Origin of the sequence: Testudinibacter sp. 'clade 2' (assembly GCF_006227735.1) — a bacterium.
Classification (GTDB): Bacteria; Pseudomonadota; Gammaproteobacteria; order Enterobacterales; family Pasteurellaceae; genus Chelonobacter.
On sequence record NZ_VDHB01000048.1, the window covers coordinates 1 to 11758 of the forward strand.

The 11758-nt window shown below is 48.7% G+C and carries 10 protein-coding genes; all 10 read right to left on the reverse strand.

The genetic code is table 11. The features are described from left to right. Positions 1–322 precede the first annotated feature (322 nt). Positions 323–1327 (reverse strand): substrate-binding domain-containing protein, encoded by a 1005-nt coding sequence (locus FHQ30_RS04335; RefSeq protein ID WP_139611139.1) that lies wholly within the window; start codon positions 1325–1327, stop codon positions 323–325. Between the two features lie 20 nt (positions 1328–1347). After that, positions 1348–2280 (reverse strand): ribokinase, encoded by a 933-nt coding sequence (rbsK, locus tag FHQ30_RS04340; RefSeq protein ID WP_139611140.1) that lies wholly within the window; start codon positions 2278–2280, stop codon positions 1348–1350. Between the two features lie 71 nt (positions 2281–2351). Next, entirely contained in the window at positions 2352–3230 is an 879-nt protein-coding gene (gene rbsB / locus FHQ30_RS04345) for a ribose ABC transporter substrate-binding protein RbsB (protein WP_132967987.1), read from the reverse strand. Positions 3231–3301: 71 nt separating this feature from the next. After that, on the reverse strand, positions 3302–4282 hold the full coding sequence (gene rbsC / locus FHQ30_RS04350) for a ribose ABC transporter permease (RefSeq protein ID WP_139611141.1): 981 nt from the start codon (positions 4280–4282) through the stop codon (positions 3302–3304). Positions 4283–4290: 8 nt separating this feature from the next. Next, complete coding sequence (gene rbsA / locus FHQ30_RS04355) at positions 4291–5799, reverse strand: ribose ABC transporter ATP-binding protein RbsA (RefSeq protein WP_139611142.1); 1509 nt, start codon at positions 5797–5799, stop codon at positions 4291–4293. A gap of 11 nt (positions 5800–5810) precedes the next feature. Continuing rightward, positions 5811–6230, reverse strand: a complete 420-nt coding sequence (gene rbsD, locus FHQ30_RS04360) for a D-ribose pyranase (protein ID WP_139611143.1) — start codon at positions 6228–6230, stop codon at positions 5811–5813. 166 nt (positions 6231–6396) lie between these two features. Beyond that, on the reverse strand, positions 6397–7560 hold the full coding sequence (gene add / locus FHQ30_RS04365) for an adenosine deaminase (RefSeq protein ID WP_139611144.1): 1164 nt from the start codon (positions 7558–7560) through the stop codon (positions 6397–6399). A 95-nt stretch (positions 7561–7655) separates the two neighbouring features. After that, positions 7656–8204: an MltR family transcriptional regulator gene (locus FHQ30_RS04370; RefSeq protein WP_139611145.1), complete on the reverse strand. Its 549-nt coding sequence runs from the start codon at positions 8202–8204 to the stop codon at positions 7656–7658. Between the two features lie 24 nt (positions 8205–8228). Further along, positions 8229–9380 carry a mannitol-1-phosphate 5-dehydrogenase gene (locus FHQ30_RS04375; RefSeq protein WP_139611146.1) on the reverse strand — a complete coding sequence of 384 codons (1152 nt, stop codon included), beginning with the start codon at positions 9378–9380 and terminating at the stop codon, positions 8229–8231. A 138-nt stretch (positions 9381–9518) separates the two neighbouring features. Further along, positions 9519–11399 carry a PTS mannitol transporter subunit IICBA gene (locus FHQ30_RS04380; RefSeq protein WP_139611147.1) on the reverse strand — a complete coding sequence of 627 codons (1881 nt, stop codon included), beginning with the start codon at positions 11397–11399 and terminating at the stop codon, positions 9519–9521. Positions 11400–11758: the final 359 nt, after the last annotated feature.

An 11758-nucleotide genomic window follows, 5' to 3' on the forward strand; every position in this document is an offset into this window, starting at 1 on the left:
AACAGCACCAAAATAATCCTGAAAAACTGGCGTTATTGCAACAGGTGTATGAATATGGCGAAAAAGTACTGCGTTAGCCAGATACTGATTTCACCTTGAAATGCCTGAAATATCGGATTAAAGGATAAAAATAAATGCCGAATGGTAACATTCGGCATCAGATTATTGACAAAGATATTTGATGAGGCAAGGTAGGGGCGGATTATATATCCGCTCGTTTGCGAAGTGCGGTATAAGCACTTAATAAATAAAGAAAAGATGCAAAGTGCGGTTCGGGGCGATATATAATCGCTCCCCACTTTGATCATATCAATCCTATATTTTAATCCCGCAGTGCCACCGATTCGCGCCATACTAAGTGCGGTTCAAGGGTTAACGTGCGGTTTTCTGAATCTGGTTGTTTAATCCGTTGCAACAGCATTTCCACCGCTTGTTTCGCCAGATTATTTTTTGACTGGTGAATCGTGGTCAGCGGTGGCGACAGATATTGCGCCAATTCGATATTGTCATAGCCAATAATCGAAATATCTTTGCCGACTTGCAAGCCGGCGCGCCAAACCGCCTGATAAGCGCCGATGGCAATCGTATCCGAACAGGCAAATACCGCACTTGGGCGCGGATCGAGCCGCAGGATCTGCTGCATGCTTTCAATGCCGCTGGCAATATCAAAATGGCTTTCGAACACCCGATCTTGTCTGAACGGAATACCCGCCTGTGAAAGTGCGGTCTGATAACCGTTCAAACGATTTAACGCCAGTGATTTTTTGAAACTGCCGGTGATAATCGCAATATCGCGGTGTCCGGCATCAATCAAGGTTTTTGTCGCCAAATAGCCGCCATATTCTGAATTTTCATGTACTTTATCCGCATTAAGTGCGGTCGGCCACCAGTCGAGCATCACCATCGGCAGCTGTAGCCGCTGGCTGATATCATCATTTAATTGCCAATGGGATTCGGCACACATCAAAATCAAGCCGTCCACCTGTTTGCGGATCAAGGTTTCCAGATTGCGTTGCAGCCGTTCGCCGTCTCCGTCGGTATAAGACAAAATCAAGTTATATTGATGGCGGTGGCAATAGCGCTCCACACTGCGCAGCACTTCGGCAAAAAACGGATTGGCGCTGGCGGTCACCAGCATTCCAATGGTCTTAGTTTCTTTGATTTTTAAGCTGCGTGCCAGTGCCGACGGGGTATAATTCAACTCACGCACCACCGCCAGCACCTTATCGCGAATTTCATCGCTGACAAAACGGGAATTATTGATGACGTGCGACACCGTCGAGGTGGAAACCTGTGCCAAACGGGCTATATCCTTCATCGTCGCCATATCATTCCCTTATTTTGCGATTATACCTGCGCCTGTAAAAACCGCTCGGTTTCCTCTCGGGTCGGAATCGACGGTTGTGCGCCGTGACGGGTCACCGAAATCGCTGCGGCACCATGGGCAAAACGGATTGCCTCGCTCAAGGTTTGGCCCTCTAAAAGGGCGGTCAGCAAGCCACCATTAAAGGTATCACCGGCAGCCGTTGTGTCAACTGCCTGCACGCGAAAACCGGCAATAATGCCGCGAAAACCGCTCTTTTCGCTGACAAATACGCCTTTTGCACCCAACGTAATCAGCACCGTCGCAATGCCTTTTTGATGAAATACGTTGGCAGCCTGTGTGGCACTGGCTTCATCATTGACTTTAATCCCGGTCAGAATCTCGGCTTCGGTTTCGTTCGGGGTGATCATATCCAGCTGCGCTAACAGTTCATCGGGCAACGATTGTGCCGGTGCCGGATTTAAAATCACTTGCGTGCCGTTGGCTTTGGCTATTTTAGCCGCGGCAGTGATGCCGGATAACGGTGTTTCCAACTGCATCAGCAACGCATCGGCTTGTGCGATGTTGTCGGCAAATTTGTCGACTACCGCCTGATCTAAATACGCATTGGCGCCGGCCGCCAATACAATGCTGTTTTCACCGCTTGCCGCCACCTGAATCATCGCAATGCCGCTCATTTCATTCGGAATCGTTACAATACTGTCGGTATTGATGCCGTCCTGTGCAAACGCATTTTTCATCGCTGTGCCTAAAGTGTCGTCACCGATACAGGCGATAAAATCGGTCTGCGTCCCTAGACGAGCTGCTGCTACTGCCTGATTAGCGCCCTTGCCGCCGTAAGCGATGTGATACCCGTTGCCCGCCAATGTCTCGCCCGGTTTGACAAAGTGTGGTACGGCAAGGACATGATCGGCGTTAATACTGCCCAGCACCACCAGTTTTTTTGTTTGTGTCATAAACTACCTGCTTTACATCAGTTTATTTTTACATCAAATCGGGCGGAAATATCCGCCCGATTTCTGTTAAATTATTTACTCACCACTTTCAACGGCACCGGAATCATCACTTCAACCGGCTCGCCTTTCAATACGCGATCCGCCGTTGCTACACCCAATTCGCCGATTTTTTCCGGTTGTTGCGCAATCGTTGCGCCCAATTTGCCGGCTTCCACCGCACGCACGGCATCATCAGTGCCGTCAAAACCGACGACTAACACCTCTTTTTTCGCCGCTTGCAACGCTCTCAATGCACCCAATGCCATTTCATCATTTTGTGCAAACACCGCTTGCACCGCACTTTGGCTCGCCAACAGGTTTTCCATCACGTTCAAGCCTTTGGTACGGTCAAAATCCGCCGGTTGGCTTGCCAATAAGGCAAAGCCGTTTGCTTCCACCGCTTGCGCAAAGCCTTCGCCACGCTCACGCGCCGCCGAAGTACCGGCGATGCCTTCCAGTTGGATCACTTTGGCTTCTTTGCCCAATTTTTCCGCAATGAAATCCCCGGCCAGTTTGCCGCCGGCAACGTTATCAGAGGCGATGTGGCTGACCACTTCCCCTTTGGCTGCACCACGATCCAGGGTGATGACCGGCACGCCTTGTTTGTTTGCTCGCATCACCGCATTGGCGACCGCTTCGGAATCAGTCGGGTTAATCAGTAACACTTTAGCGCCACGCACCAGCAAATCTTCCACATTGGCAAGCTCTTTCGCCGGATCGTTTTGTGAGTCCAATACCACCAAATTGTAGCCCAATTTGTCCGCCTCTTTTTGCGCGCCGTCTTTTAGGCTCACGAAGAACGGGTTGTCTAAGGTCGAAACCGCCAACGCAAGCGTTTCTTTCGCCAACGCAGAACCGCTGACCGCCAAACTCATGATTAATGCAGATGCGACTGTCGTTAATTTTTTCATACTGTTTCCTCGTTGTTAAACGTTAAGGTGAATTAAACCGCACTTTACAGTGCTTATGTGATGACTAAAATTTATGCCTTAAGACTTTTGTTACCCAAATAGTTATCCGCCAGTACCGCAACCAGAATAACCACCGCTTTTGCTATCATCTGATAGTAAGATGAAATATCTAAAATATTGAGCGCATTATTTAAGAAACCGATAATCAACGCTCCGATTAAGGTTCCCATCACACGCCCTTTGCCGCCCATTAAACTGGTGCCGCCCACCACCACTGCCGCAATCGCATCCAGTTCATAGCTGACCCCGGCAGTCGGTTGTGCCGACGATAAACGCGAGGTGACAATCAGCCCGGCCAATGCAGCCAACATGCCACTGGCGGCAAACACGAACAGTTTGATTTTGGTGACATTAATGCCGGACAATTTGGTTGCTGCTTCGTTGCCGCCCAACGCATAGATGTAGCGCCCCATGCGGGTGTGCTGCAAAATGTACCATGCGACCGCAAACACCAACACCATAATCCAGATCGGCACCGGAATACCGAACAAATAGCCCGTGCCAATCCACGCAAATTGATCGGCACTGTCGGAAAAACCAGTGCTGACCGGACGACCGTCGGTGTAAACCATGGTGACACCGCGCAATAAGGTCATGGTGACCAAAGTGGCAATAAACGCCTGCACTTTGCCTTTGGCGACAATCAAACCGCTGACGCCGCCAAGCAGCAGCCCGGCAATCAACACCACCGGCACCACGATAAAAATCGAGATGTCCAAGCCGACCATGGTGGCGGCGAAAGCGCCGGTCAGCGCCAACACCGAACCGACCGACAGGTCAATTCCGGCAATCAAAATCACAAAGGTCATGCCGACTGCGATAATTGCATTCACCGAAGTTTGACGCAGAATATTTAAAATGTTATCTATGCTGAAGAAATTGGGATTCAGCAGCGAAACGATAAACACCAATACCAGTAGTGCAATAATCGAACGTTGTTCGATTAAAAATCCCTTCAAATTAAAAGTTGTCTTTTTTGTTGTCGTGACCATTTTTCCGTTTACCTCAAATCAGTTGTGACCGTTTTGCCGATTGCCGCCGCCAGCAGCTGCTCTTGTGTCGCCGCGCCGCGCATAAATTCGCCGCTTATTTCGCCCTCGTGCATCACCAAAATCCGATCGCTCATGCCCAACACTTCCGGCATTTCCGAAGAGACCAAAATAATACTCAGCCCTTCGTTTTTAAATTTATTGATCAATTGATAGATCTCTTTTTTCGCCCCGACATCGACGCCGCGGGTCGGCTCGTCCAGAATCAGCACCTGCGGACGGGTCATCAAGCCTTTGGCAATCGCCACTTTTTGCTGGTTGCCGCCGGACAGTAGTCCGATCTGTTGATCGCGGCTTGGGGTTTTGATATTGAACAACAAGATGAAATCATCGACCGCCAAGCGTTCTGCGCCTTTTTGGATATAGCCATATTGGGAAAAATGCTGAAGTGCGGTCAGGGTCATGTTCTCTTTCACCGACATCCCCAACACCAAACCGTCACCTTTGCGATCTTCGGAGATGTACACAATCCCGTTTTGCAAACCGTCTTGTTCGCTGCGATTTTCCACGAGTTTGCCATTCAACCGCACTTCGCCTGCGGTTTTCGGCAATGCGCCGTAGATCACTTTCATCAGTTCGCTTCTACCGGCGCCCATCAAACCGGAAACGCCCAGAATTTCGCCGGCATACAGCGTAAAATTGACATTGTGCACGCCACTACCGGACAGATTGCTGACCGTCAAGCGTGTTTCGCCACAGGCTTTTTCTAAATGCGGGTAGTATTCGTCCAAGCGGCGACCGACCATCATTTCAATTAGACGGTCTTCATTCAGATCCGCCACCGCACTTTCGCCGATAAATTCGCCGTCACGCAGCACGGTCACATCGTCGCAAATCTCAAAAATCTCTTTGATCCGATGCGAAATATAAACAATACCGCAGCCTTCGGCGGTCAATTCACGAATAATCTTAAACAACGACTCGGTTTCGGTGTCGGTCAACGCATCGGTCGGTTCGTCCATAATAATTACCCGCGATTTAAAACTGATCGCTTTGGCAATTTCCACCATTTGTAATTCGCCGATCGACAGCTCGCCTGCCAAGGTACGACTGCTGTGTTTCACGCCGAGCTTCGCCAGCAATTTGTCGGCTTCCCGATACATTTTAGCCCAATCTATTTTGCCGAATCGGTTGACAAATTCGCAGCCGAGAAAAATATTTTCTGCAATCGTCAGGTTGTTAATCAGGTTCAATTCTTGATGGATAATGCTGATCCCTGCCTCTTCCGACTCTTTCGGGCCCTTGAATGCCACCGCGTTGCCCAGATATTCAATCGTGCCTTGATCTTTGCTGTAGATGCCGGTCAACACTTTCATCAGGGTCGATTTGCCGGCGCCGTTTTCGCCCATCAACGCCATCACCCGCCCGGCATACACATTCAGGCAGGCGTTGCTCAATGCTTTCACGCCGGGAAAGGATTTATCAATGCCTTGTATGCGTAATAAGGTTTGTGCTTGCATTCAGTTTCCCCTTAAAACGGCACGCCGGAATGCAGAATCACATTGGCGTAAGGCGTGCATTCGCCGCTGCGCACAATGCCTTTTGATTGGCAACTCAACGCTTTAAACTCTTCATGGCTGACATAATCCAGCGCAATTTTATTGCCTTGTTGCTGTTCCAGTTGTTTCAGCTGTTGTAATAACGCTTGATGCACTTCTGGATTTTGAGTTTTAATCTCCTCCGCCAGCACCGCACTTTCGACAAATAATTCTTCGGTCACCACCGCAACCGTTTGCACAAAGTGCGGTACGCCGGCGGTCAGCGCCAAATCAACCCGCTCAATGCTGTCTGGAATGGGCAAACCGGCATCGCACACCGTCAAACTGTCGGTATGCCCGAGGGTGGCGATCAAATGCGACAGTTGCGCATTTAAAAGTGCGGTTTTCTTCATCTGGTATCCTTAATTTTCTTTTCTGCACTTTTCATCGAAACGTTTCGATGAGATTTGGAAACATTCTAGAGAAGAAAATCTGAAAACAGAACCGGATTTATGACAGAATGTGAGCTGGATCGGATTTTAAATTGCAGGGCGACTAAAATACCGCCCTGATAGAAGATTATTGACGATAGGCCAAGCGCTGCTGCAAGCGCACTTTTAGCGCTGGATTCGGGCAAGTTTGGATAAGGTCGGCAAGCTGTTGCCAATCTTGTGCGGAAAATTGCTGATAAACCTGTTGGATCAGTTGCGCTTTGACCGCACTTTCCACAAAGGCACACTCTAAAGCGCACAGGCTGATGTCCAGCAACTCGGCACGGCAGAAGCCAAATTGCTGTGCCGCAATCCGATACTCTTTTTCAATATCAGTGCCGAATAGCCCGGCATCATCGGTGTTGATGCAGACCCGCACCCCGGCATCATACAATTTACGCAGCGGATGCTCGGCCAGCGAAGCCCGCAATTCCGGCACTAAAATTCGGTTGCTGCTGGGGGAAATTTCTAAGGTAATTTGCTGTTCAATCAATAAATTGATTAATTCAGCATCCTGAATCGAGGCAATGCCATGACCGATTCTGACCGCACCGCACTGGATCGCCTGCCATACACTTTCTGCGCCACAAATTTCGCCGGCGTGATAGGATTTCGGCAGCGGAATATCGGCAACCAATTGATGTAATTCAGCAAAATCGGCAAACTTCCCGGCTTTTTCATTGCCGGCGATGTTAAATCCGGTCACTGAGGCGCGCGGATGTTGCGCAATAAATGCGGCGCTCGCCAACATATCCGCATAAGGCAGATGGCGTACGCCACAGGCATGCAAACGGGTTTCGGTGCCATACTCTGAGCGCACTTCGGCAATCGCTTGTTCAATGCCTTGCATAATGTCGTGGTAACGCTGTGCCGACCAAGCGGTGTTGCCGTGTTCGTCAACGCTGGTGCACATATGAAAGGCAGAGGTGATCAGCTCGCAGTAAATCAGCCCCTGTTTGGCATTGCGGCTGAGATAGTCTTTGGTCACCCAATAGTAATCTTGCGCATCACGCACCAGATCGGCGACGGTATCATAGGTTTTCACAAACTCGCGAAAATCTGATTCATCATAACGATAGCGCCCATTTGGGAAATCCTGCGCATCATATTCGCCCGCTTGATATAAAAAATTCGGCGGCAACCGCACTTGGTATTTTTCCGCCAGTTGCAATGCCAAGTGCGGTGCGACTGAGCCTTCGATATGTTCGTGCAGCACCACTTTGGGTAAAGTGCGGTTGAAAAGTGCGGTCATAGTAGAATCCTCGACAATCAAAAATATTGGGCTGATTTTAGTGATTATCGTTGAAAAAGCAAGCTATCGTTCGGATAGCTTCGCTTAGCGCAGGATTACAACGGGCTTTCAATCTGTAACTGTTCACAAAGGGTGCTGATCGAAAGCAGCAGATAAGAACGCAGGATTTTTTCGCTGCGCAGGGTTTTGACTTGCAGCAACAGCGAATCTTTGTTGTCTTGCACGCCCGATGCCGTCAATTGCAGCTCTTTTTCCAATTTTAGTAACATCGCTTTGTCTTGCACCGAATGCAGTTGCTGCAAAAACTCCAGCGTTAGCGCCGATGACAGCGCATATTCCTGGCTTTCGTTGTTTAACCGCACTTTTAAAGCCAGATAGTGTTCGATATCATGGAAAGTTGCGGTTTCCAATACGCCTAAACCGAGCAGCACTTTAAGCCGCACGTTTAACTCCGCTAGCGGACCGTGGCTTCCAAGCAAAGAATCCACGACGGATTTCACCGCAAAATCCGTTTTGCGGAAAACCCGTTGCATCAGTTGATCCACGTCGTGATCAAAAATATTCACGGCAGCGGTGACCAAGCCCCGTAGTGTGGGAATATCTTGTAGCTGCTCGTAAACAGACTGTTCTTGCGACGGGGACATAGGGTTAAATCATCAATCCTTGATTTAGTTTAATTGTTGGTAATCAGCGACAATCGCCGCAACTACCGCACTTTCGCCTAAGCCGGTGTAATGCTGCACGGCTTGCAGCACGCCATTATCCGCAATATAGGTTTGCAATTCAACTGCCTGTGGGTCAGTTTCGTTACGATAATGCAGCGCAGCAGCAACCGCTTTCACTAAATTATCATGCGGCAAACCATATTCAATCGTACCGTTCAGCGGTTTGATCAAGCGATCGTTCGGGCTGAGTTTACGGATCGGTTCGCGCCCGACCCGATCGACATCGTCCGGCAGATACGGATTGGCAAAACGTTTCAGGATTTTTTCGATATAGGCGAAATGTTTCTCTTGCTCGAAACCGTAACGTTTTATCAACACCGCACCGCTTTCCTGCATCACCGAGCGCACTTGCTGTTTAATTGCTTCATCTTCAATCGCTTCACGGATTAAATGATGTCCGCTTAATTTGCCTAAATAGGCGGTGACCGCATGTCCGGTGTTTAACGTAAACAGCTTGCGCTCGACAAACGCCATCAGATTATCGGTCAGTTCCATACCGTTAATTTTGGGAATATCGCCTTTGAATTGGGTTTGATCCACAATCCATTCGCTGAACGCTTCCACCGTCACCAGCAGCGGATTTTCCGCATTCGCAGCCACCGGCGGCACAATGCGATCCACCGCAGAATCGACAAAACCGATATATTGCTCCAGTGCGCTATGGTAATCCGGGTTCAGATGCGACCGCACTTTTTCTTTTAAGAACGTGGTGCCGCGCACCATATTCTCACAGGCGATAATATTCAAATACTTTGTATTGCCCGCGGCAAAACGCATTTCCAAGGCTTTAGCAATCGTCGCCGCAATCAGCGCCAACACATTCGGGCCCACTGCGGTGGTGACTAAATCGACCTGATTGAATTTTTCGATAATCTGTTCACTGTTTTTTGAGTTGATGCCGTCAACCGGCGCCACTTGTTCAATTTTACTTTGTTGTTCGCTGACGATTTTCACGTCATAGGCTTGTTGCTGGTTCAGCAGATCAATCACTGTGTCGTTGACGTCGGCAAAGGTGACGTGAATGCCGGAATCAGACAGTAGTTTTCCGATAAAGCCGCGCCCGATATTGCCGGCGCCAAAATGTAATGCTTTCATTTTTCTATCCTTTTTGTAAAGAGAAAGAGATTAATCTATAAAGAAAAAATGCAAAGTGCGGTTTGGGCGCATTCAATGCGCCCCTACATTATTTAAATCGAGCACTCATTCAGAAACATCTCTCCTTTACTCAGTTGATTATTTCAATAACGCCAGCACTTGCTCCACATCGGTAGTGGTGGTCAGCAGTTCGATCGATTCTTCGCTGTCCAACGCACTGGTGATCGAAGTCACCACTGCAATGTGTTCGTTATTTTTCGCCGCAATCCCGATCACCAGTTTGGCAACGCCGTCTTCCTCATCGGTGAACTGTACGCCGTCAGGATATTGACAGAACACAATGCCGGTTTTAATCACTTCGTCTTTGGCTTCAATCGTGCCGTGCGGTACCGCCACACCTTCGCCCAGATAGGTTGAAACCAGTTTTTCACGTTCGAACATTGCCGGCACGTAATCCGGTTTGGCAAATCCGGCTTTCACCAATTGCTCGCCGGCAAAACGGATAGCCTCTTCTTTGGTGGCAGCAGTTAAGCCTAAGAAAATTTGTTCTTTTTGCAGTTTGAAAGCAGACGGTTGTTCTGCCTCAACCGCACTTTCTTCCTCTATACCGACTTGTGCGGCGCCGGATTTATCGACAATATCACTGACCAAGCTGTCGTAGAACGGGTTATCCAAGAAATTGGTTAAGGATAAATGGGTTGCTTCCGGCACTTGTTGTTTGGCGCGCAAGGTCAAATCTTTGTGGGTGATGACTAAGCGGGCATCGGCGGGCAAATCATTGATCGCACAGTTGACCACACGGATATCCAAGCCTGCCGCCTGCACTTTTTTGCGCAGCATGCTGGCGCCCATCGCACTGGAACCCATCCCCGCATCACAAGAGACATAAATGGTTTTCAGTGTGTTATAGTCAGCACCGCTCAATTCGGTTTTACCGCTGCCCATTTTCATCGCTTTCATTTGCGATGTTGCGTCTTCCAAAGAGACCGCTTCGCCTACTTGTTTATCGGTTTTCAGCAAGAAAGAAGCAACAGCAAACGAGGTGGCACAAGAAGCAATAACCGAGGTGATCACGCCAACAAAAGCTGGTGGTGGCGTCATCAACAACACCGCAAAGATGGAACCCGGTGAGGCTGGCGCACGTAAACCTGCATTAAACAGCACTAACGTCAACACACCGACCATACCACCGGCGATTACCGCTAAAATTAAGCGTGGCTTCATCAGGATATAAGGGAAATAGATTTCGTGAATACCACCGAAGAAGTGGATAATTGCAGCACCACCGGCGGTTTGCTTCGCACTGCCGCGCCCAAAGAAAATATAAGCTAATAAAATCCCTAAACCTGGACCCGGGTTAGCTTCAATCAGGAAGAAAATGGACTGACCAAATTCTGTTGATTGTTGCACGCCCAACGGAGTAAAGATGCCGTGGTTAATCGCATTGTTCAGGAACAAGACTTTCGCCGGCTCGACAAAGATTGAAGTTAATGGCAACAAACCGGCATTCACCAATAAATCGACCCCGGCAGCCAATGCCACGGAAAGTGCTTTCACCGCAGGCCCAATCAGCACCAATGCCAGCAGCGCACACAGCATACCGATAATCCCGGCGGAGAAGTTGTTGACCAACATCTCAAAACCGCTCTTGATTTTACCGTCAACCCATCTATCGAATTTCTTGATCGCATAACCGCCCAACGGTCCGGCAATCATGGCGCCTAAGAACATCGGAATATCAGAACCGACGATCACCCCCATGGTGGTAATCGCACCGACCACCGCCCCACGATCACCGCCGACCAATTTACCGCCGGTATAACCGATCAGTAACGGCAGCAAATAGGTGATCATCGGACCAACCAACGCCCCTAAGGTTTCATTCGGAACCCAACCGGTCGGAATAAAAAGTGCGGTAATAAAACCCCACGCAATAAATGCCCCAATATTCGGCATCACCATATTTGACAGAAAGCGACCAAAATTTTGGACTTTCACTTTTACATTAGCAGATAACATTGTTCACCTCAGCGTTAGGTTAAAGGTCTTTTAACGGGACGTTCAAACGTACATAAAAAGTACGATATTGACAATGGTGGAAAATTAGCATGCTTAGTATAGAAAGCGAAATTTTATCGATTTAATTTGTGATTAGCATCACATTAAATATTTATAAATAGATTTCAGAAATGTGACATAGATCACATTTATTTACGGATTGATAAATAAGTGTGATCTATGTCACATAAAAGTGCGGTCAATTGCCTTTGTCTACTATGCCCCTTTGGTCAGCAATGGGCTACCACACCGCACTTCTCGTAATAGGGTCTGTTGATCTTTGTTTATATTTTGAGTTGTCGTTTAAAATGAGCACAATC

Excerpts from the sequence above, each read along its gene's own strand:
- FHQ30_RS04375 (WP_139611146.1), bottom strand. The coding sequence starts at position 9,380 with ATGAAAGCATTACATTTTGGCGCCGGCAATATCGGGCGCGGCTTTATC.
- rbsC (WP_139611141.1), bottom strand. The coding sequence starts at position 4,282 with ATGGTCACGACAACAAAAAAGACAACTTTTAATTTGAAGGGATTTTTA.
- rbsD (WP_139611143.1), bottom strand. The coding sequence starts at position 6,230 with ATGAAGAAAACCGCACTTTTAAATGCGCAACTGTCGCATTTGATCGCC.
- FHQ30_RS04335 (WP_139611139.1), bottom strand. The coding sequence starts at position 1,327 with ATGGCGACGATGAAGGATATAGCCCGTTTGGCACAGGTTTCCACCTCG.
- rbsA (WP_139611142.1), bottom strand. The coding sequence starts at position 5,799 with ATGCAAGCACAAACCTTATTACGCATACAAGGCATTGATAAATCCTTT.
- rbsB (WP_132967987.1), bottom strand. The coding sequence starts at position 3,230 with ATGAAAAAATTAACGACAGTCGCATCTGCATTAATCATGAGTTTGGCG.
- FHQ30_RS04370 (WP_139611145.1), bottom strand. The coding sequence starts at position 8,204 with ATGTCCCCGTCGCAAGAACAGTCTGTTTACGAGCAGCTACAAGATATT.
- FHQ30_RS04380 (WP_139611147.1), bottom strand. The coding sequence starts at position 11,399 with ATGTTATCTGCTAATGTAAAAGTGAAAGTCCAAAATTTTGGTCGCTTT.
- add (WP_139611144.1), bottom strand. The coding sequence starts at position 7,560 with ATGACCGCACTTTTCAACCGCACTTTACCCAAAGTGGTGCTGCACGAA.
- rbsK (WP_139611140.1), bottom strand. The coding sequence starts at position 2,280 with ATGACACAAACAAAAAAACTGGTGGTGCTGGGCAGTATTAACGCCGAT.